Origin of the sequence: Sorangium sp. So ce124 (assembly GCF_051525235.1) — a bacterium.
GTDB classification, from domain to species: domain Bacteria; phylum Myxococcota_A; class Polyangia; order Polyangiales; family Polyangiaceae; genus Sorangium; species Sorangium atrum.
Genome location: NZ_CP150312.1, coordinates 4,657,946 through 4,679,161, shown reverse-complemented (window position 1 = coordinate 4,679,161; position 21,216 = coordinate 4,657,946). Strand labels below are relative to the sequence as shown.

Below are 21,216 nucleotides of genomic sequence, written 5' to 3'. Positions count from 1 at the left end.
GCGTTCACTCCTGGCCCACGCCGACCTGCAGCTTGCGCGCGACGGTGCGGCTCGCGGTCGTCGCCCGGGTCGGCCCGCCGACGGGGAACGTGATGACGACCGCGCCCGTGCCGCCCTTCGTGATGCCCCCGCCGTGCGCCCCCACCAGCTTGCCAAGGCTCGCCGCGTCGAGCGAGGCGCCGGCGCCGCGCAAGGCGTCGATCGGCCCCACCCCTGGCAGCGCGGCGAGCGCCCCTCGATCGACCGCCGACATCTCGGCGAAGAGGCCGGACGCATAGACGAGCGCCGTCGCCGCCGCGGCCGGATCCGAGCCGCGGAACCAGGCGCCTGCGTCGTGGTAGGGCAGGTGCGCGCAGCGCGCGTACAGGGCGCCCAGCGCCGCGGCGGACGCGTCGGCCATGCGATCGCCGAGCGCGACGAAGCGCGCCCGCTGCGCGGGATCGAAGTATGCCCGCGCGTATCCGCCGGAGAAGCGCGCGGTGATCGCGCGCCACGACGGCGAGCGCTTCGCCTCTTCCGCGTCGAACCCGGGGACGATCTCCACGACCCCGTCGGTGATCGCGGCGAGATCGGCGTCGGCGCCCGCCGTCAGCTTGCCTTGCGCGATGAGCGCGCCCAGCCCCACGGACTCGGCGGTCAGGGCTGGAGGTTCCCCGGCGCCGGCGGCGACCTCCGCTGCGGCGGCGCCGCGCGGCATCGCCAGCCAGAGCTCGGCGGCCCAGCCCGCGAGCTCGAAGGGCCCCATGGAAGCGCCGGCGTAGATCCGCTTGCGCGCGGCCTCGCACGTGCGCGCGTTCCGCGCCGCATCCTCGCCGGCGGTCGTCTCCGGCTCTGTGGGCGAGGCGGCCGGGGCCTCCCGCGATCGGAACATGCGCGACGCGAAGAGCGCGCCGACCACCACGAGCGCGATCACGCCGACGGGGATCACGAGGTGCCGCGCTGGCCGGACCCGGGCGGCCGGCACTGGCGGCGCGAGCGAGCTCACCGCGCGGTGCGCCTGAGCGAGCCGCCGCGCGATGTCGGACGCCTTACGCGTGCGCAGCTCTTGCGGCAGAAGCGGCCACTGCTCGACCAGCTGCTCCAGATCGATGGCCACGGGCGCACCGCGCCCACGCAGCGCGATCTGGCGCCCCTGCACGCTCACCGAGCCTGATGTTCCAAACAGGCCCAGGGCCTCCTGTACAGCCGCCTCGATCTCCCGCGCGCTGGGGTCGTCCACGCTCGCAGGGTAGCCGGATTTGCGGCCGGCATGCCGCCGCTTCTTCACGCCGCCCGGCTGCCGTGGCCGCAGGCGCGGGCGGCGATGGAAATGCCGCGGAGGGCCGGCGGGCATGTCACATTCCCGCGCGTGCAGAAGACGCGCGTCTACCTGTCGCCGGGCATGTTCGGCTTCGCGACCCTCGCCTCCCTCGAGTATTTCGAGCACTTCATCCGCGCGATCGAGGAGCGGTTCCGCGATCGCGGCCGGATCGTCGAGATCCACGTCTGCGAGGTCCACCCGACGGCCTCCATCCTCCGCCGGGCGGCGAAGCTCGCCCGCCTCGTCGACGAGAGCGCCGGAGACGATGACGGCCCTATCCACATCGTAGGCCACTCGACCGGAGGCCTGGACGCCCGCCTCGTCGCTTCGCCGACGGCGCGGCTCCCCGGGAACGCTCATCGCCGGCTCGGCTGGACGAGCCGGCTGCGGTCCGTCACCACCATCAACACGCCTCATTTCGGCACCCCGCTCGCCGCCTTCTTCGCCACGGTGAGCGGCCAGCGCCTGCTCTACGCCGTCACCGCGCTGACGGTGGCCGGCCTCAAGCTCGGCGCGCCCCCGCTCGCGGCCGCGTCGGCGCTGGTCGCCGCCTTCGGCCGGGCGCAGCTCGGCTTCTTCGAGATCGAGCTCATCGATCGCGCGGTCGAGAGCTTCATCCGCGTGCTCGACGACGCGTCGAGCCGCGAGCTGCGCGCCTGGCTGAAGCTCTTGCGCGACGACCAGGGCGCCATCGTCCAGCTCATGCCCGAGGCGATGGATCTGCTCCACGCCGGCCTCGAGGACCGCGCGGGCTTGCGATACCAGAGCGTCGCGACGTACGCGCCACGCAACGCCGTCCGTGACTGGGTATCGGCGCTCCGGTCGCCGTGGGGGGCGATGTCGGCTGCCATCTTCACCGCGCTGTCGAACATCACCGCCCGCCTGAACGAGCACTACCCTTGCCGCTCCCATGACGGCTCGATCGAGCAGAAGCTCGCGCGCGTGCTCGGCGAGCTGCCGCCGCCGGACGCCAACGACGGCGTGGTCCCGCTCGCCTCGCAGGTCTGGGGGGAGCTCATCTGGGCCGGCAAGGCCGACCACCTGGACATCGTCGGCCATTTTCCGGGCAAGGGCGGGCACATCGACTGGCTGGCGAGCGGAGCCCGCTTCAATCGCCTGCGCTTCGACGCGGTGCTTGACCGCATCGTGACCGGGATGGTGGCCGGCGAGCAGGGCGGCCTGGCAGAGCACGCGGCGGCGCCGCCGCGCCCGCTCGCTGACGCGCACGCGTCGGAGCGCGGCGTGGACCTTGAGCAGAGCGGCGCCTCGACGAGCGCGCGCGGCGAGCCCGCCGCGTGAGCCGCGGCGGCGCGGCGCGCGCGCTCGATCAGATCACGGCGGAGCTCGTCGAGTGCCGGCGCTGCCCGCGGCTCGTCGCGTGGCGCGAGGACGTCGCGCGAGAGAAGCGGCGCGCTTACCGGGACCAGACCTACTGGGGCCGCCCTGTACCGGGCTTCGGCGATCCGGACGCGCCGCTCGTGATCGTCGGGCTCGCCCCGGCGGCGCACGGCGGGAACCGCACCGGTCGCATGTTCACGGGCGATCGATCGGGCGACTTCCTCTACGCGGCGCTCTATCGAGCGGGGCTCGCCTCGCAGCCGACGAGCACCTCGCGCGACGATGGGCTCTCGCTTCGGGGCGTGTTCATCACCGCCCCCTGCCATTGCGCTCCCCCGGACAACAAGCCCACGATCGCCGAGCTCGCGGCGTGTCGTGGGTGGATCGACCGAGAGCTCGCGGCGCTGCATCGGGCGCGCGTCTACCTCGCGCTCGGCAAGATCGGCTATGACGCCGTCGGCGCGCTCGCCCGGGCACGCCGCGCGTCCGCGGGGGATCACGCGGAAGCTCACCCACGCCTGCCACCGTTCGCGCACGGCGTGGAGGCGTCGATCCCCGATCCGCGCGGCGGCGCCGCAGCGGCGCTGCTCTTCGGCAGCTACCACGTCAGCCAGCAGAACACCCAGACGGGGCGGCTCACCGGCGACATGTTCGACGAGGTCCTACGCCGCGCGGTGAGCGCAGCAGGGCTTCGCGCCCCCGAGCGATCCGGACGTTAGCTCTGGTTCGACAGGAGCTTCTGCAGATCGCCCGACTGGAACATCTCCATCAGGATGTCGGAGCCGCCGATGAACTTCCCGTCCACATAGACCTGCGGGATCGTCGGCCATTGCGAGTAGTCCTTGATCCCCTGGCGCAGCGAGGGATCGGACAGCACGTTGACGTCCTTGAAGTCCACGCCGCACTTTTTCAGGATGTCGACGGCCCGCGCCGAGAACCCGCATTGCGGGAAGGTCTTGGTGCCCTTCATGAAGAGGACGACGCGGTTGCTCTCGACGGTATCCTTGATTGCCTGGTGGATGTCGCTCATGGCTCGTTCCTGATCTCCCGCCGCGAGCGGGATCGCCCATTGTTCAATCTACACAGAAGCGGCGCGTGACCGCCGGGCCGCACGCCGTGGCGTCCGGCGGGGCTCACGACGGGACCGCACTGGGCTCGCCAAGCGGACCACGTGACCGCCCCGCCCCGCGCGCGGTTGTGAACGGGGTTTCTGGTGTCGCCCTCCGCCCGCGTCAACTGGGCTGGAGCGCCGCAGGGGTCTCATGAAGGGCCGCGGGGACCAGTGTATCCTCGGGCGGGTGCGGCGACGGCTGGGTGCGTCTTCGCGAGAGATGCGGGGTCGGTGGCCCGCGCCGGCCGGGCTCAGCGCGTCCACCGAGGGGGCTCGACGGCCGCGGCCGCGCAGGGACACGGTGGGCGATCGATACGGCGCGCGCCTGCCCGCGGGCACCGAAACGTCGAATGCTGGTCGACAACGTGCTCCAGGACCTCTGTACCCAGGCCGCGGCGGGGCCTCTTTCGGCCCGCTGGACGCGCCTCGTGCCGCCTGCACCGCAGCGTCTGGCCTCGCGCCGCCAAGTCGTTGTAGAACACGCCCCCACCTCGGCCGTCTCACCGACCGTGACCAGCGGCGGTGAGCCGCCGCGGGTGCGGCGAGCGTCCCATTGTCGCGGCCTCACCCGCACAACCCTGAAGGAGCCTCGTATGCGCTTGCACGTCCTCATCCCAGCGGCCCTGCTCGGCCTCGCGCCCCTCGCCTGCGGCGGCAGCGACCCGGAGCCGAACAACCCGTCGCAGATGCAGAACCAGTACGGGGCGTCAACCCAGTACCCGCCCGGACAATACCCGCCTGGACAGTACGGTCAGCCCGCCCAGCCTGGCCAGTACGGCCAACCCACCCAGCAGCCGGGCCAGTACACGCCGCCTGCCACCACGACCCCCACCCCGACGCAGACGCCGACCGCGACGGGCACGAGCACCGGCCAGGCGACCCCGATCGCGCCTGCCGCGGTCAGCGCAGCGACCCCGATCCTCACCGCCATGGCGGCCTCCGAGGTCCAGGGCATGCAGCCGGAAGGCGGCGCGTTTGCCGGGCAGTTCCAGGACGGCCAGACGCTCGAGCAGCCGTTCAATATCCAGCCGGGCAAATGTTATTCGGTGATCGGCGTGGGCCTCGGCGTCACGGAGCTCAACCTGCAGATCGTCGCCCAGCCCGCGCCGATGCTGCCGCCCGTGGTGCTCTCGCAGGACAACACCACCGGACCGAACGCCACGCTCGGCGGCAAAGGTACTTGCTTCAAGAATCCGCTCCCCGTCGGCGGCCCCGCGAAGGCCGTCATGACCGTCCGCGGCAGCGGCCTCGCCGTCGCCCAGATCTACGTGAAGTAGTCGCGTCCCTGCGGGCCGGCGCCGTCTGCCTTATGCCTCGAGGCGCGGCGCCACCGCTCGCACCGCGGGACGTCCGCTGCCCTGCGGTCGTGTCCGCTGCCGCCACGTGGCCCTGGCACCACCGCCTCGCGGCACGGCGCGCGACGCCACCCCTGTGTGAACCCGCTCGCCCCAAGCTCTGCTCGGCAGGCTCGGTGGTCGATGCACATGGCTCACCCGGAAGGCCGTCGTACGTTTCGCCCTCCGCTGTTCGCCGGGGGAGATGCAAGGTACACTCCAAGTGTGAGCTTGCCTTGGAAGTACTCGGCTCGCTGGATCGCCATCGTCGGACTGGCGTCCTGCTCTTTTCGTATGGCCGAGGGGTCGGCGGATGGCCCCGATACGCCCGGGGACGCCGCTCAACCCACCGTCTTGGCGTTCGAGGAGGAAGGTACGCTCCAGCTCGTGCCAGGGGAGCTGCGCACGGTCTGGGTCACGGGACAACCGCCCGCGCCCTACGAGGTGAGCTTCACCCTCCTCGGCGAAGCTGCGGGTGCATGGGTCGACCGCACGACGGCCGTCGCGGACGAAAATGGCAGGGCCTCGGTTCAGCTCCACGCGTCGACTCTGGGGAGCACGTTTCGGCTCCGCGCCGCGACGAAGAAGGGGCCATCCGCCGAGCTCGGTGTTTCGGTGAGCGCAGAGGGCTTCGGCACGCTCCGCGTCATCCCGGTCTACGACGGAACGCGGGTCGCGAAGGGCTGGACGGCGAGCGTCGTCGCGGAGGCCACCTGTGAGGAGATCGCGGCTGCTGCGCCCGAAGCACCCGTGGGCGCGCTCGTGGCGCACGGCGGTCCAGGCGAGCCGGTGGTCGTCAAGGGCGCGCCTGTAGGGCCGAGCCTTACCGTCGCTCTGCACAGCGGTCGGATCATGTGGGGTTGCGTGGGCGAACGAGAGCTGCAGGCCGGCTCGGCGCGCGACATCTGGGTCCCGATCAAGGACCTGCCGATCGATATGGCGGCGACGCGCCTCGACACGAAGCTGACCCTCGTGACGGCTGAGGGGCTGACCGCGATGCTCGAAGCAGCGACCGAGCAGCTGCTCGACGCGTTCTTGCCTGCCGGCGCGGAAGCCGCGTCCCTGCTCGACGCGATGCAGCGCGCGGCGCCGCCGGACCAGGCGACCGCGTTTGCCGCGCAGCGCATCGAGCGTGACTGGGACGCGGCGGCACAGGCGCACCTCGCCGCCCTCCCGATCCCCCTGCGCAACAGGTGTCGTGGATGGGCCCATGCCGGGCTCGCGGGTGCGCCGCTCGCGCTCGATGGCCAGCTGAGCGGCGCGGGAGACATGCAGGGACGCGCGCTCTTCGAGGCGAGCTGGCTCGGCAGCGTGACCGCTGACAACGCGGGCGTACCACCGGAACATTTCATGTCGTGGACGGCGGATCCCGGCGACGTACTCCGGCTAGCGGGGACGCTGACGTGGTCGCCGACCCGATACATCGGCGGAGTGACCGGGCTCGGGGTCGCAGCGGAGGCGGATGCGGAGTCCGTCCCTGCAGCGCTCGCCGCTGCGGCAGAGTGCCAGGCGCTCGGCGAGCTCCTCGGCGGCTACTCCGACTGCTCCAGCGACTGCATGGCGATGCTGTGCGCTGGCGGACTCAAGCTCCTGTGGCGCGCTGGCACCGAGGCATCGGAGAAGGCCGGGATGATCGGCGAGATCGTCGTGAACGCTTCAGGCCCTGCGCAGCTCAACAGCTCCGCCACGCCGATCGCATGGACGGCCGACTGGCTCGGGACCATCCGCTACGGGCAAGGCGAGGAGGTCGGCGTCGAAGGACGGGTGAACGCCGTTTCGCCGGACGCCATCACCAACTAGCGGATCATCTGGCGGCGTCCTTCGGCTCGCAGCGCAACCGCCACCTCCGGCCCGTCGCGCGCTCGGTCGCAGCGAGCGGGATCGCGTCGGCGCCGACGTCGCTCTGCTTCTCGGGCGCCTTCGTGAAGGCGCCCTGCAGCCTCACCGCCATCGCCTCGACGCACGCGCTGCCTGGATCGAGGCGAAGCCTGAACTCGGCGCCGTCGACGGAGGGAGAGCTGCCGACGACATCGAAGCTCGGCGAGCCCTCCAGGCTCGTGTCGAGGAGCCAGCCGTCCTGCCCCGGAGTACAACGCTCGAGCCGTGTATCCGCGAGGTCCTTGCGGCCGAGCGGCACCGCCTCGCCGAGCGCGCCGGTCTCGCGGTCGACCGGGAGCACGTGCCAGGAGCCGGCGCGCACGCCAGGGTCGGGAGCCGCCGAGATGAGCAGGCCGACACCGCCGCCCAGCGCACGCCGGACCAGGCGCGGAGGATCCACGCCGTAGCCGGCGCGGCCAGGCCGATAGTAGGTCGCCAGCTGCCGCGCGATCCCGAGGTCGGCGCGCCACAGCGCCACGACGTCATACGAGCCGCCGGGCGTCACGAAGAACCACGTCTCGCCGAGCCGCACGGCGCCGTTCGGAAACGGCCGGAGGAAATTGCCGGCGCGGCCGGCGCTGTCGCGCAACGGAAGGATCGGCAGCCCTTCAGAGGCTGCGAACAGGCTGCATCCGGCGCCGCGACACACGTGGGTCAGCGCGGCCCGTCCGCCAGGATCGAGGTACGCGCCCCAGGACGCCGCCCCCTGGCTCACCACCCCCAGCGCCTCGGCGGCCGACGCCTCATCCGACCAAGGCGAGGCGCTCACGCCGCTGGAACGCACCCCGCCATCCGGGTCGAAGCGATCGTCGAAACGGAGGAGCCAGCGCCCGGCGCGCGCCCAGTCTGCGCCTCGCTTGCCCCATGCGTAGGCGCGCATCGTCACGATGTCGTACGGAGCCCCGTTGTCGAGGCCGATCTCGTCCGCCCCGCGCTTGGGCGGCGGAGTGTTGCGGAAAGGAGCCCACGGCGACGTCGGTGTCTCCGTCGACGCCGAGCGCGTGACCGACGAGGCCGGGCGCGCTCCCTCGGCGCGCGCGGACGGCGCGGCGGAAGGCTTGTCCGGCAGCGGCGGCGTCGACGAGCCGAGGGCCTCGCAGCGCATCGCGATCGGGCTCCCCGCGCGGAGCGGCATCTGAAGCACCGGCGGCGGCTTCGCCTCGGCGAGATCGTCCGGCATCGCCGTCTTGCCCCAGCCGACCCGGATCCAGCCCCTGAAGACGCAGCCGACGGGGCCGCACGCGCGCGTCCTCGACGCCGCGGTGTCGTCGTCCCGCTCCGGCAGATCGAGCGCGCGCCAGGTCATCCCGCCGTCCGTCGACTCGGCGGCGCGCTCGCCTTCTCCGAGGGAGAACGCGAACCGCCCTGACAACAGCGCGCCCGTGCCGTCCTGGCGCGGCGCGCCGGCGGTCACCTTCCCGCTCTTCGCGTCGATCCGAACGCCCACGATCGGACCGCCTGCCTCTACCCAGCCGCCGATGACGCCGGGCTCACGCTCCTCGAACCCTTCGAGCCACATACCGCGCTGCAGATCGCGCGCGGTGCTGCGCGGCTTTCCCGGGAGGATCAGCGGGACGGTCGTGACATCGCTCCCCTTGAGCAGCGTGAGCTGCCCCGATGCGTCCAGGCGAGGCGGCGAGAGGACGGCGATGCGGCCGTCGGACAGCGCGACGACGCGCTCGATGCCGACGTCTCGCGCGGGCGCGCGGACGTGGATCTCGCGGGTGCGCCCGTCGGCGGCGACGACGCAGTACGCACGCCCGGCGCGCACCGCGCTGTCTTCGCTGCAGGAGCCGCGGATCACCAGCGCACCGTTGCCGCTCGCGACCACGAAGCGGGGCTCGTCGAAGCGCATCAGCCGGCGCATGCCGAGCGGCGGCTGGAAGGCGTACAGGGTCGTCGGCCCCTCGCGCTCGCCGCACACGAACCCGAACGACGCCCCCGCGCGGATCGCATGGCAGGCCGCCTCTCGCTCCGGATAAGCGTCGGGCGCGACGTCGATGACCGCCCCGTCGCGCAGCGAGACGCGCGCCAGGGCGCCGCCGCGAGCCACCACCGCGGTCGTGCTCGAGTCGGGCCACCCGTCCTCGACCGCCGCGCGGAGCGGGCGCCTCCCGAGAGGCCCCTGGGCGCGCGCCGGCGGCTCGTGCACGTCGTCGGAGACCTCCAGCGCGCGGTACGTCACGCCGCCGCGCGCATCGACCGCGTAGAGCCCGCTCGCGGTCATCACGGCAGGATCGCCGCCGACGACGGCGACCGAGGTCGGCCGCGCGTCGATCTCCACCTCGCGCCAGGTGGCCCCTGCGTCGAACGTGACGAGCAAGCCGCGCAGATCGGCCTCGACCACGGCGCGCCAGCCATCGGCGAACGCGATCTGGCCGTACGAGCTCGCCGGTGGGAGCGGGCCGAGCGGCATCGCCGCGCCCGTCTGCGCGTCGATCGCGAGGAGCCGGTGGCTGTGCGAGAGCCGAGCGTAGAGGCGATCGAACCCCGCGAGGATCTCGTTCGCCTCCGACGGCAGCTGGACGAGCGGCTCGAGCGGGGCGAGCCACGCCTGGGCCCGCCAGAGCTGCGCGCTGCCTCGGTTCGAGGAGTAGAACAGGTAACCGCCGCCCAGGCGCGTCGGCAGCTTGAGCGAGGTGACCTGACCCGACGGCAACAGGTCGGCGGCGCGCTCGAGCGATCCGTCGTCGTGCGCGACGACGCGCATGCGATCGATGAGCACCCGCTTGGCCCCCGCCTCGCTGGCCACCACACCGCGCTCTCCGACGAGGTCCGGGAGCAGCCGCGATGGAGTGACCATGGTCACGACCGCCCCCTGCGAGGCTCGCCCGCCCGGAGCCTGGCGCGACGCCTGCCCAGCGGCGCCGCGATCGCTCGACGCCTGTCCTCCGGATGGCGTCATCGCCGCCCGCCCACCGCACCCTGCCGCGCTCGCGCAGAGGAGCAGCGCCATCGCGGAGCGCCGCGCCGCGCCCGGCATCCACCGAGGCATCGGCGCGCGCAGCCGCCCGTCGGGCTCACTCATGACGGACGATGCTAGCGCGGCGGTCCGGGCGCCGCACCGTCCTTGCGGGCGCCCGCTCGAAGGTCCAGCCGCGGCTCGCGTCGTGCGTGTCTGCCGCGTCTGGCTCATGCCGTTCGCGCATCGCAGAGCCGGCGCCGGAGCAGCCGCCGCGCGCGGCTCCGGCGACGAGGATCTGCGCTCACCGATCGGACGACGGCCTGCGCGCGTTCACTTGCCCTTTGCGGAGCACTGCATCGCGCACATCAGATCGCCGGCCGCGCACCCGCAGCCGCCGCGCTTCGCGGGGGCCGGAGCGGCCGGCGCCGGGGCGGCGGCAGCAGGCGTCTGCTTGCCTGCGGTGCTGCCACCGGTGCTCGGTCGCGTCGACGGCCTCGTGCTCGGGCGCGCCCCTGCTGCCGTCGGCGTGGCGCTCGGCGCAGCGCTCGCGACCGGCTCTGCCGTCGCGGTCGCCGACGCCGTCGCCGACGCGGTGGGCGCCGGCTCCGGCTCGGGGGGCGCCGTCGTCGCCGGCGCGGCGGCCGTGGGCGGCGCCGTCTCCACCGCAGCGGGAACCGGCGTGCTGCCGCCGCCCTTCATCAGGAAGAAGACGCCTGCGATCGCGATGCCCGCGATCGCGATGCCCGCGCCGATGATCAGGGGGGCGCGGTTCTTGGAAGGGGCCTCGCCGACGTTCGGCGGCGCGACCGACGGCGCTCGCGCCGTGGTCACGATCGGCGCGCTGAGCTGGAACAGGCCGCCATCGTTGGCGACGATGCTCGCGACGGGCGACGGCGCTCGGACGCCAGCTCCCGATGCGAGGGCCTTCAGGTCGATGAGGCCGGAGTCCTCCGAGGCGCTGACGGCCGCCCGCGCCGGGGCAGGAGCGGCGGCCTTCGCCGTGAGGGCGCTCAGCGAGAACAGCATCGAGTTCTCGTCGCGCTGGCCAGGCGCGGCGCCGCTCTTGAAGAGCGGAGCGCTCGTCGCCACGTCGTCGGAGCTGGGCCGGTGCGCCTCGACGCCCGGGCTCCCGCCGAAGAGATCCTGCGTCGGGCGCGCCGGATCGCGACGCACCGCCGCTGCCCGGGGAGCGGCCGCCGCGACCGACTCGACGCCCGGGGAGGTCTGCCCGAGGGCCGCTCCCCCGCTGGGCACGGACGTCGACTGCACCGGCGCCTCCTGCGCGGCCGCCGAGGCAGGAGCGCTGCCTGCGTGCAGGGCCGCGACGATCGAGTCGATCTGGCCGAGCGGCTGCCAGTCGGCCATGCCGTCCGCCCAGACGTACGTCTCGGCGTTGATCACCCCCGCCTGGTAGCTCGTGACGATCTCGGCCAGCGCCATCGAGCGCTGATCGCCGTCCGCCACGTTGACCAGGTACGTCGTCCCGTCATTCGGAACGCTCGTGCCGGACACCGGATCGGCGAGCCCGCCGTTCGTCGTCACGCCCGAGCTGTTCACGAGGATCGTGGCGCCGCATTTGCGGCACTTGATCTTGACGGTTCTGCCTTGGACCTTCTCGTCCGAGACGGTGTATTTCGACTGACAGGACTGGCAGGTGATCTTCATTGGGGGCTGGCCCGCTGGGGTGTAGTGCCGGCGAGGCGTCGCGTAGAGTTTACCTTGATACCGCGCCGGTGGCCCGCTCTCTGACGTGCCAGTCGCGCGTCTGATCTCGCAGCTCCGCTTTACGATAGCCGAGGTCGTCGTCCCTTCGTAAAGCACAAAGGGACGGACCGCCGACGGGACCGTTGTCGGGGTGCGGCGCAGCAGCGCGCAGGTCGGGTCCAGGAGTGCGACCAGCCGCCTCGCGGCGGGGCTCAGGCGCCCATCCGCGCTGGGAGGCGGCTCACACTCGACGCGCCCGCGCGACCCGTGATTGCTGCGGTACTGCGAACATGCGGTGTGGCGGTGTGAGCTCGCGGCGCGGCGCGGTGTGGGTTCGCGGCGCGGAGCGGCAAGGATGCCCGTCAGGCGTCGCCGCGCGCGGAGCCGAGCTCTTCCAGGGCGGGCTCGTCGGTGACGACCGGCACGTCGTCGACCGGGTCCTGCGGCTCGGCGCTCTCGCTGTGCCCCTGGGCCTCGTGGCTCCCCACGTGCTCCCCGTACGCCTGCAGCTTCGAGTACAGGCCGCGGCGGCTGATCCCGAGCACGCGGGCGGCGCGCTGTTTGTTGCCGCGCACCGCCTCGAGGGTCAGCAGGATGAGCTTGCGCTCCGCATCCGCCAGGCGCGTCCCGACCGGAAGGCGCAGCACGAGCGGGTGCTCCGCCGCTTCGCCGGCGTCCCGCGACGGCTCGGCCTCGTGCGTGCCCGCCTCCCCCGGCCTCCGCGGCATCGAGGCGGGGCCGATGGAGGACGGCACGGGCTGCGCGCCGACGTGCGACGGCACGGGCTCGGAGGGGACCACCAGGTCGGCCGCATGAACGATCGGCACGGAGAGCGGCTCGGCCGGCTCGGCAGGGGCGACCGGCGCCGCCACCCTCGTCGACGGGATGCTGTCATAGGAACGCCGGCCCGCGCGCCGCTCGATCCGGCCCTGGCCGAGCTGGACGTCGTTGGCCGACACCAGCTCGTTCGAGGCGAATAGCGCCGTCTGCTCGATGACGTTGCGCAGCTCGCGGACGTTGCCGGGCCAGTCGTGCTCGGCCAGCCGCTCGACGGCGGCGTCCGAGAGGCGGCGGGCCGGGGTGCCGTAGCGCTTGGCGAACTTCAGCAGGAAGCGCTCGGCGATGGGCAGGATGTCCTCCCTGCGCTCGCGCAGCGGGGGCAGCGTCACCGTGAACACGTTGAGCCGGTAGTAGAGGTCCTCGCGGAAGACGCAGTCGTCGACGAGGTCGAGCAGGTCCTTGTTCGTGGCGGCGACGACGCGGACGTCGGCCTCGATCTCCTTGCGGCCGCCGACGCGCGTGAACCGGTACGTCTCGAGCACGCGCAGGAGGCTGACCTGCACGGCCGCGTCCATCGTGCCCACCTCGTCGAGGAAGACGGTGCCGCCAGCCGCCGCCTCGAACTTGCCCTCCGCAGCCGCGAACGCGCCGGTGAACGAGCCCTTCTCGTGGCCGAAGAGCTCGCTGCCGATGAGCTCGCGCGGGATCGCGCCCGTGTGGACCGGCACGAACGGGCCCGCGCGGCGGCGGCTCCGGTTGTGGATGGCGCGCGCGACGAGCTCCTTGCCCGTGCCGCTCTCGCCGACGATGAGCACGGGGGCCATCGTCGCGGCGACGCGATCGATGCGGGTGAAGACCTCCCGCATCCGCGGCGAACCGCCGATCATCCCCTCGAACACGAGCTGCCCATGGAGGGGATCGTCGTCGTCGAACTCGGTCGGCGGCGACGAGAGGAGCTCGCGCACGAGCAGCACGAGGCGCGCCGGATCGAGCGGCTTCTGGAGGTAGTCGGCCGCTCCCAGCTTGAGCGCGTCGACGGCGCTCGTGATCGACGCCGCGCCGGTGACCATGACCACGTGGGGCGGCGGCGCCTTCGGCTCCGGCCCCTCGAGCTCGCCGGGCGAGAGCCGGCGCATCAGATCGACCCCCGTCATGCCCGGCAGGTTGAGATCCGTGACGAGCACGTCAGCCGGCGTCCGCTGGTGGATCTCGAGCGCTTGCTCGCCGCTCGACGCGACGACGACGTCGAGCCCTTCGTGGCGCAGCACCGCCTCGAGGATGGCCGCCTGGTCGGGCTCGTCTTCGACGAGGAGGACACGGCCGTGATGGCTGTGGCTCCGATGCGGCGAGCGCGCTTGTCCGCGCGGAATTGCAGCTGAAACTGCGTTCGGTCCCAAAGCTTCCCTCCCAGCTCGGCGGACGGACGGCTCGGCCCCGTGCGAGTTGAAACGTGCCGTTAAACTTGTACCTCGCGGGGGCCTCGTATCAACTCGGGAGTTGCCTCCTTCTCGGGTGCAAAGCCCCCCTCACATACCGTCCGCGACATGCCGTGCCTGCCCGACGGATGCGGCGCCCCTGGCTCACTGACTCCTGTGGTGACACGCCGCCGCGCGCCTCACCAGCGCTCGATGATGCCGCATGCGATCCGATCGGCCAGCGCCATGCACGTAAGCATCGGATTCACTGCGGGACTTCCAGGAAAGACGCTCGTGTCAGCGACGTACACATTGTCCAGATCGTGGCAGCGCCCCTCCTCATCGACCACCCCGTCCTGCGGGCGCCTCGACATCCGCGCCGTGCCGAAGGCGTGATTCGCCGCGGTGATCGTGTCTCGTCCGTCGAGCCGTTTGCTCTTCAGGATCTCGGCTTCTTTCGGCGACCTCAGCTCGTCGGGCACCCCGTGCAACCCGGGCAGGATCGACGAGGCCCCCGCCGCCCAGCAGATGTCGGACAGGATGCCGAGACCGCGCTGGATCTTCTCGACGTCGCGCGGTGCGTAGTCGAATCGCACATCAGGGTCCCAGCTGCCTCGCTTCGGACGCACCGTCCCGCGCGATTGCTCGGCAGCAATGATGACGTCGAACGGCGCCATCCGGTTGTATGTCCGGAGGTGATGCTGGTAGTCGTGCCCGAAGCCGGGGAATCGCGCGGCGAGCACCGCCGGAGGCGACCAGAGGACCTCCAGCTTGATCCCTTGCTCGATGAAGTGGAGCGAATGATAGCCCTGGGTCGCGCCCTCCCATGGATCGATGGGCTCGGGGAACACCGCCATGATGGCGAGCCCCGGGTGGAGCTGCAGCTCGTTGCCCACGTAGCCGCTCGAGCCGCCGGCGCCGCTGCGGAGCAGGATGAGCGGGGTCGCCATGCAGCCGGCCGCGAGCACGACGAGCTCCGCCCTTATCTCGACGGGCGCCCCCTCGCGCCACGTGAAGGGCTCGATCGTGCGCCCGCGCATCCCGGCGGCGCGCCTGCCGGAGAGGAGCAGGTGCTCGGCGCGCACGCTGGTGAAGACGCGCGCGCCCGCCCGGATCGCGGCGGGGACGTACGAGACGTCGGTCGACATCTTTGCGCGGTTGCGGCACCCCGTGAAGCACTCGCCCGAGCCGCGGCAGCCGCGCACGTTGCGGTGGGTCGGCTCGCTCGACAGCCCCAGCGCATCGCAGCCCCGCTTGAAGCGCAGGTTGCGCTCGCCTTGCACTTCCATCGGCGTGGGCGAGACGCCGAGCAAGCGCTCGACGCGATCGTAGTGGGGCAGCAGCGCGTCCAGGGTGAGCGAGGCCGTGCCGGTCCGCTCTGCCCACTTGTCGAACACCCAGGCGGGCGAGCGCGCGCAGATGGCCGAGTTGACGACCGAGCCGCCCCCGAGCGCGATCGCCTGCATGGTCGGGATGAGCATGCGCCCGCGGGCGGCGCGCATCCCGCCCTCGCGCAGCGTGCGCGAGAGCGACTCGCCCGCCTCCTGGCGGAAATCCTCCACCCCGAGCGGCGGCCCCTCCTCGACGAGGATCACGTCGCGCCCCGCCTCGGCGAGCTCCTTGGCGACGACCGCGCCGCCCGGACCCGAGCCGACGACGAGCACCTCGCACGACGCCCGCACCTCGCCCTCGTAGTCGGCGAACACCTTCACCTGGGTGCGCGGCTCGCCGGGCGCGAGCGGCTCCACCGCGCCCCGCGATCGGAGCGTGGCCTCGGAGAGCGAGCGCCGCTCGCCGCGCTCGCGGCTCACGGCGCGAGGCGGCTCCGGGAAGACGGGGAGCTTCATGCCGTCACCCCCGGCACGAGCGACGGGGGCGCCGCGGCGGCGGGCTCACCCGCCGCTCTCCCGGCGGCGCGGCGCTCGAAGGGCGTGGCGCAGCAGGCGACGCCGATCGCGCCGGCGACCTTCTCGTTCGCGAGATAGCCCATCGAGAGCATCGTCCGCAGCGAGAGGAACGTCACCCGTCGGAGATAGATGCAGCTCTGCGCCATCGACGCGAGCACCGCGATGCGATCGGCCTGCGGGAGACGCGTGAAGCGGGCGCGGCGCGGCCCGAAGACCCACGGCGAGAGCTCGACGAAGTGGAAGAGCAGCCGCATGTAGGGCCGGAGAGGCCGCGGCGTGCGCGCGACGTAGCGGTCCATGTACTCGACCAGCCCGGCCTCCGTGCCGGAGACCGGGATTGGACCCCCGGCCGGGAACAGGGCGTCAGCGCAGGCCGCCACGATGGCCCGCTCCTTCACGGACAGCGCGGAAGAGGGAGCAGCAGGGGCCGACGCCCTTCGCACGAGGAAGGCGGCGGCGAGGGCGAGCGCCACCAGGGCGACGACGGGACCGATCACGGGCAGGTGCGCAACGAGCTCGCTCATCACTCGACTCCTTCCTTGTCAGCACGGGAAGCCGTCGCCGTGGCTGCCTCGACAGCGTAGTCCTACAGTCGGAGTGCGCAATTTCGTTCGCACTGCGTCGGGATGTGCGCGCACCATCCTGTCCTGATTTACGCAGCTCGACGTTGTGGCTGTGACAATCGCGGTATGGTCGGCGCCCGATGAGCGACGAGCCCGTGACCGCAGGGGAGAGGAGCGAGGAGGTGGGATACGACGAGTCCCTCGAAGGCGAGGAGCCGTCGGGAGCGGAGCGCCACGCCTCGCCGGCGCGCGATCTTCGAAGCTGGCTCGCTGGCGCTCCCCTCCCCGCTTCGCTGGAGCTCACGCTCGGGCTGCTCGCGCCGATGGTGATCACGATCGCGGCCGCGCTCCGCGTCGCGAGCTTCACGATCGACGACGCGTACATCTCGTTCCGGTACGCGGAGAACCTCGCGAACGGAAACGGGCTCGTTTACAACGTGGGCGAGCGCGTCGAGGGCTACACGAACTTCCTCTGGACGGTGCTGCTCGCCGCGGCGGTGAAGCTCGGCGCGGCGCCGGCGGCGGCGTCGAAGGTGCTCGGCGCCGCCTGCGCTGCAGGCGCGCTCGTCCCGACCTACCTCCTCTCCCGGCGGCTGCGTCCGTTCTCGAACGTGCCCTGCCTCGCGACGTGGCTGCTCGCGATGAGCGTCCTCTTCTCCGGCTACGCGGTGTTCGGGCTGGAGACGCCGCTGTTCCTCCTGCTCACGCTCGTGGGGACCGAGCTCTTCTTCCGCGAAGAGGACGCCGCCAGCGACGACGGCGGCGCTCGACCCGCGCTCGTCTTCTCCTGGTTCCCCTGGTTCCCCTTGTCCGGCGCGGTGTTCGCGCTCGCCGCGCTCACCCGCCCGGAGGCGCCGCTGTTCCTCGGGCTGCTCGTCGTCTGGCACTCGGAGCAGGCGCTCTCGCGCCGGAGCGTGCTGCGCCTGCTCGCGTTCGCGCTCCCGGTCGCCGCGCACCTCGTGTGGCGGCACAGCTACTACGGCGCATGGCTCCCGAACACGCTCGCCGCGAAGACGGGCGACTTCGCGCTGCAGATCCAGGGCGGGGGCGACTACGTCCGCAAGTACGCGCAGCACGCCGGCGCCTTCCTGTGGCTCGGGCTCCTGTCGGTCGCCTCGTCCATCGTCCACCGGCGCCGGAGCGGCCTCGCGATCGCGTCGATCGCGCTGCTCTTCGGCGTGTACGTCGTCGCGGTGGGCGGCGACTGGATGCCTTACTTCCGGTTCCTCGCGCCGGCAGAGCCGTTCGCGTTCCTGCTCGCCGACGACGCGGTCCGCGCGATCGCAGCGCGCCGCGAGCGCGTGGCGTCGCTCGCGATCGCAGCGTTCGGCGCGATCACGATCGCGACCCGCGCCGGCGAGCTCGTGCGGGCCCAGCGGAACCTCCTCGTCAACGACAAGGGCTTCTGGGACGACGCGGCAGGGCGCTCCGCGGAGTGGCTCGCCCAGAACGCGGAGCCTGGCCCCATCGCGCTCGCCGACATCGGCTACGTCGGTTACCGCACGGGCTTCCCGGTGGTGGACATGCTCGGCCTTCTCAGCCCCGAGGTCTCCCGCCTGCCGGGCGGGTACACGCACAAGGTCGGGGCCGGCTACACCGACGCGATCTTCGCGAAGAACCCGCGTTACTTCTTGGTCATCTCCTCCGGGATCGACTGCAAGAACCCGACGGTGCCCTCCTCCCGCGCCTCGTACGACGACCCCAGGTTCAAGGCGGACTACAGGCTCCTCCAGGCCATCGCCCTCCGGAAGGGCGGCGCCTGGTGCATCTACGGGAAGACGTCGTATCCCTGACGAGCGCTCCGACGAAGAGCGCGCGTCGCCGGAGCGTGCGCCTCATCGCGCGCTTCGCCTCGCGGCCCCTTCGCTCCGCGCCTCACGTCCGCGCGCCTGTCCCGGCCGGCGCTGCTCCTCGCTCCGCTTCCGCGTCGGCCGCGCGGGCCGCCCAGAACGCGCGCACGTCCTCGATGCGGTCGGTCCGGCGCGCGTCGGGCAAGCTGTCGAGCAGCACGCGGCCGTAGCCGCGCGTGCGGATCCTGCGGTCCAGGATCGCGACGATGCCGCGATCGGTGCGCGCGCGGATCAGCCGGCCGAAGCCCTGCTTCAAGGTGATCGCGGCCTGCGGCACGCTGTAGGCGATGAACGGGTTGCCGCCGCCCTGCTCGATCGCCGTGCACCGGGCCGCGACGACGGGATCGGTCGGCACGGCGAACGGGAGCTTCTCGATGATCACGAGGCGCAGCGCCTCGCCGGGGACGTCCACCCCTTCCCAGAAGCTCATCGTCGCGACGAGCACCGCGTGCCGCTCCGCGCGGAAGCGGCGCAGCAGCGCGCCCTTCGGCGCGTCCCCCTGCACGAGCAGCGGAGCCTGCCGCCCCGGAGCGCTCCCGTCCGCCCGGGCGACCGCCGAGGCGCGCGCGAGCCGGACGCGGAGGGCCGCGGCGAGCGCGTTCATCGCGCGGATCGACGTGCAGAGGAGGAACGCGCCGCCGCCCGTGATCCCGATGAGCTCGGCCGCGCGATCGGCGGCGCGCTCGACGAACGCAGCGTCGGTCGCCTCGGGGAGATCGCGCGGCGTGTAGAGCAGCGCGGCGGTCGGGTAGTCGAAGGGCGACGGGACCTCGAGCTCGTCGACAGGGACCGACACGTCCTCGTCGAGGCCCATGCGCGAGCGGAGGAAGCGGAACCTCGCCCCGGCGGAGCCGCTCGTCGTCAGCGTGGCGCTCGTCAGCACCACGGCGCCGATCCGCTCGAAGACGTGCTCGCGCAGCATGTCCCCGAGATCGACCGGCGACGCGCCGAACGAGACGGCGCGGCCGCGCACCTCGACCCACGTGACCTGGTTCGTCGCGGGGTCGACGATGCGCGCCGCGTCGTCCCGCAGCTGCGCGGCGCGGTTGCCGACGAGCTGCACCGCCTCGCTGATCGCGTTCGCGCTCGCGTACGCCGCGAGCGCCTCGAGGTGGTCGTCGAGGCGGTGGTACGCGTCGAGCAGCTCGCCCGACCAGGCGTCCCTGGCGAGCGGGCTCCGGGCCTCGCCGCGATCCCCACCGCCGGCGGCGCCGCCCAGCGAGGCGAGCCGATCGAAGAGCGCGTCCGCGGACTCGCGCACGACGGCCGTGATCGCCGTCCCCTCGCCCCGCCCGAGGATGCGATCGGCGAGGCCCGACGCGATGAAGGCCCGGTCCGCGTCGCGCAGCATCGAGTCGACCCGCGCGCGCGAGACGCGGACGCCGAAGAAGCCCGTCGCGATGTCCTCGAGCTGGTGCGCCTCGTCGAAGATGACCGCATCGTACGGCGGGAGCGCGCCGGCGCCGGCGAAGCCGCGGCGCGCTCCGGCGATCTTCAGCGCGAGATCCGCGAAGAAGAGGTGGTGGTTGACGACGAGGAGGCGCGCCGCCTCGCTGTCGCGCTTCATCCGCGTGACGAAGCACCGCTCGAAGTGCTCGCACGAGGCGCCGAGGCGCGTCTCGCTGGACGACGCGACCTCTCGCCAGAGCGGATCCCCCTCGGCGAGGTGGGCGAGCTCCGCGACGTCGCCCATCTCGGTCTCCTGCGCCCACGCCTCGATCAGCGGCAGCGAGCGCCCCGCGATCCCGGCGCCCGCGCCGGGGCTCGTCCGGAGCTCGCCGAAGCGCCGCAGGCACAGGTAGTTGCCGAGCCCCTTCACCAGCGCCGCGCGCGGATCCAGCCGGAGGTGCTCGGCCACGAGCGGCAGGTCCTTCGTGTAGATCTGGTCCTCGAGCGCCTTCGTCGCGGTCGAGACGACGACCTTGCGACCGCTCAGGATCGCGGGCACCAGGTAGGCGAGCGTCTTGCCCGTCCCGGTGCCCGCCTCGCAAAGGAGGATGCGGTCCTCCGCGAGCGCCCGCTCGACGGCGCTCGCCATCGCCACCTGCCCCTCTCGGTCCTCGTACCCGTCCAGGCCACGCGCGAACGGGCCAGAGGGCCCGAGCAGGCTCGCGGCTCGATCGAAGGGCATCGCGTACCGCTCAGCGCGGCAGGGCGGTCTTCTCCAGCGAGAGGGCGAACCCCACCTCGCTGACGGCGAGCTCGAGCGACGCCACGCGCTTCTCGAAGTGGACCTCGCACCACGTATCGAGCGTCCGCTCGGCGTCGCCGGGGTCGCGGACGTGGCGGAGGGCGGCCTCGGCCTCGGTGTAGCCATGCGCCACGGCGGCCTCGGCCATCCCGCGCGCCCGCTCGAAGAGCTGCTCGTCCGCCGCCCCCGGGAAATCGTTGCGCTGGGCGCGCACGACGAACCCGACCCGCAGCGGCTCCGCGCCCACGACGATCCCCGAGTCCATGAGGAGGTTCTCACGCACCCGCTCCGCGACCTGCACGGCGTCGCCCCGGGTGCGGTAGACCTCGAATCCGGCCTGGAGCAGGGCCTTCTTTATCTCCGCGGGTGTCGGCATCTTCCGCTGGTTTCCGGCTACCCCCAGCTGTCAGCAGGAACATCCATCGCAAAATTGCGGGTGCCTCGTCAAGCCGACAGCGCCGACCACGTGTGGCGCTCTGGAACGCCGGCGCGCTCGTGTGTGCTCAGGAGCTCGATCGCGGCGACCTCGAGGGGCCGCCTTCCAGGCCCCCCAGGCCGTTGATGCCCTCTCGATCCTCCAGACCATCCAGGAAACACACACCGACGATCGATCCGTCGGGCTCGTCTTGCACCCACATTATCCTACCTGGACGCGGGCTCCTGCCGTCGAGCCAGACCGTTAGTTCCGTACCAGGGTCGAGTGAATTTTCTATCACTACCCTGAGCCCGCCGACGCTCACGTTCAGCGTCCAGCCGGCGACGGCGCGCTCGCCGGTCTCCAAGCGTACCCGCTCGCTCAGCTCGCGGCGGGGGCTCCTGCGACGGTTGGCCAGGAGCTCAGGGGGAATCTGGAGGGACGGGGGTGTGAGGGTTCTGCGTCGAATCACGAAAGAAAATTACAAGCACACGCCGTACCCGGGGACAGAAATGTGGGCTCCGG

At 72.4% G+C, this 21,216-nt stretch carries 15 protein-coding genes; 5 read left to right on the top strand and 10 right to left on the bottom strand.

Features of this window, described 5'->3' with window-relative positions:
• Nucleotides 1-4 precede the first annotated feature (4 nt).
• Complete coding sequence (locus WMF19_RS17585) at nt 5-1,219, bottom strand: hypothetical protein (RefSeq protein WP_437900160.1); 1,215 nt, start codon at nt 1,217-1,219, stop codon at nt 5-7.
• 30 nt (nt 1,220-1,249) lie between these two features.
• On the opposite strand from WMF19_RS17585, the gene WMF19_RS17580 reads away from it, so the two are divergent.
• Both WMF19_RS17580 and WMF19_RS17575 read left to right on the top strand, forming a co-directional pair.
• The gene (locus tag WMF19_RS17580) at nt 1,250-2,599 is read left to right on the top strand and encodes an esterase/lipase family protein (protein WP_437900159.1); all 1,350 of its coding nucleotides are present in this window, start codon (nt 1,250-1,252) and stop codon (nt 2,597-2,599) included.
• Nucleotides 2,596-3,357 (top strand): uracil-DNA glycosylase, encoded by a 762-nt coding sequence (locus WMF19_RS17575; RefSeq protein WP_437900158.1) that lies wholly within the window; start codon nt 2,596-2,598, stop codon nt 3,355-3,357. Before WMF19_RS17580 ends, WMF19_RS17575 begins: the two co-directional genes overlap by 4 nt.
• On the opposite strand, the gene grxD is transcribed toward WMF19_RS17575, so the two are convergent.
• A complete protein-coding gene (gene grxD, locus WMF19_RS17570; protein WP_437900157.1) occupies nt 3,354-3,668 on the bottom strand; it encodes a Grx4 family monothiol glutaredoxin in 315 nt (104 codons plus the stop codon). The genes WMF19_RS17575 and grxD overlap by 4 nt on opposite strands.
• A gap of 674 nt (nt 3,669-4,342) precedes the next feature.
• Here grxD and WMF19_RS17565 point away from each other — a divergent pair.
• Together WMF19_RS17565 and WMF19_RS17560 are read left to right on the top strand one after the other, a co-directional pair.
• Nucleotides 4,343-5,026: a hypothetical protein gene (locus tag WMF19_RS17565; RefSeq protein ID WP_437900156.1), complete on the top strand. Its 684-nt coding sequence runs from the start codon at nt 4,343-4,345 to the stop codon at nt 5,024-5,026.
• 282 nt (nt 5,027-5,308) lie between these two features.
• A complete protein-coding gene (locus WMF19_RS17560) occupies nt 5,309-6,883 on the top strand; it encodes a hypothetical protein (protein WP_437900155.1) in 1,575 nt (524 codons plus the stop codon).
• Nucleotides 6,884-6,887: 4 nt separating this feature from the next.
• On the opposite strand, the gene WMF19_RS17555 is transcribed toward WMF19_RS17560, so the two are convergent.
• The 5 genes from WMF19_RS17555 to WMF19_RS17535 form a co-directional block, all read right to left on the bottom strand.
• Nucleotides 6,888-9,989 (bottom strand): hypothetical protein, encoded by a 3,102-nt coding sequence (locus WMF19_RS17555; protein WP_437900154.1) that lies wholly within the window; start codon nt 9,987-9,989, stop codon nt 6,888-6,890.
• 207 nt (nt 9,990-10,196) lie between these two features.
• Complete coding sequence (locus WMF19_RS17550; RefSeq protein WP_437900153.1) at nt 10,197-11,531, bottom strand: zinc-ribbon domain-containing protein; 1,335 nt, start codon at nt 11,529-11,531, stop codon at nt 10,197-10,199.
• Between the two features lie 401 nt (nt 11,532-11,932).
• The gene (locus tag WMF19_RS17545) at nt 11,933-13,747 is read right to left on the bottom strand and encodes a sigma-54-dependent transcriptional regulator (protein WP_437900152.1); all 1,815 of its coding nucleotides are present in this window, start codon (nt 13,745-13,747) and stop codon (nt 11,933-11,935) included.
• 218 nt (nt 13,748-13,965) lie between these two features.
• Nucleotides 13,966-15,612 (bottom strand): GMC family oxidoreductase N-terminal domain-containing protein, encoded by a 1,647-nt coding sequence (locus WMF19_RS17540; RefSeq protein WP_437900151.1) that lies wholly within the window; start codon nt 15,610-15,612, stop codon nt 13,966-13,968.
• Nucleotides 15,609-16,196, bottom strand: coding sequence for a gluconate 2-dehydrogenase subunit 3 family protein (locus tag WMF19_RS17535; protein ID WP_437900150.1), 588 nt, complete (start codon nt 16,194-16,196; stop codon nt 15,609-15,611). The genes WMF19_RS17540 and WMF19_RS17535 overlap by 4 nt, the downstream gene beginning before the upstream one ends.
• A gap of 179 nt (nt 16,197-16,375) precedes the next feature.
• On the opposite strand from WMF19_RS17535, the gene WMF19_RS17530 reads away from it, so the two are divergent.
• A complete protein-coding gene (locus tag WMF19_RS17530; RefSeq protein ID WP_437900149.1) occupies nt 16,376-18,028 on the top strand; it encodes a hypothetical protein in 1,653 nt (550 codons plus the stop codon).
• 82 nt (nt 18,029-18,110) lie between these two features.
• Here the strand turns inward: WMF19_RS17530 and WMF19_RS17525 are convergent, their stop codons facing one another.
• The 3 genes from WMF19_RS17525 to WMF19_RS17515 form a co-directional block, all read right to left on the bottom strand.
• Nucleotides 18,111-20,216: an ATP-dependent DNA helicase gene (locus tag WMF19_RS17525; protein WP_437900148.1), complete on the bottom strand. Its 2,106-nt coding sequence runs from the start codon at nt 20,214-20,216 to the stop codon at nt 18,111-18,113.
• A gap of 10 nt (nt 20,217-20,226) precedes the next feature.
• On the bottom strand, nt 20,227-20,652 hold the full coding sequence (locus WMF19_RS17520) for a hypothetical protein (protein WP_437329731.1): 426 nt from the start codon (nt 20,650-20,652) through the stop codon (nt 20,227-20,229).
• Nucleotides 20,653-20,779: 127 nt separating this feature from the next.
• A complete protein-coding gene (locus tag WMF19_RS17515) occupies nt 20,780-21,163 on the bottom strand; it encodes a PilZ domain-containing protein (RefSeq protein ID WP_373372243.1) in 384 nt (127 codons plus the stop codon).
• Nucleotides 21,164-21,216: the final 53 nt, after the last annotated feature.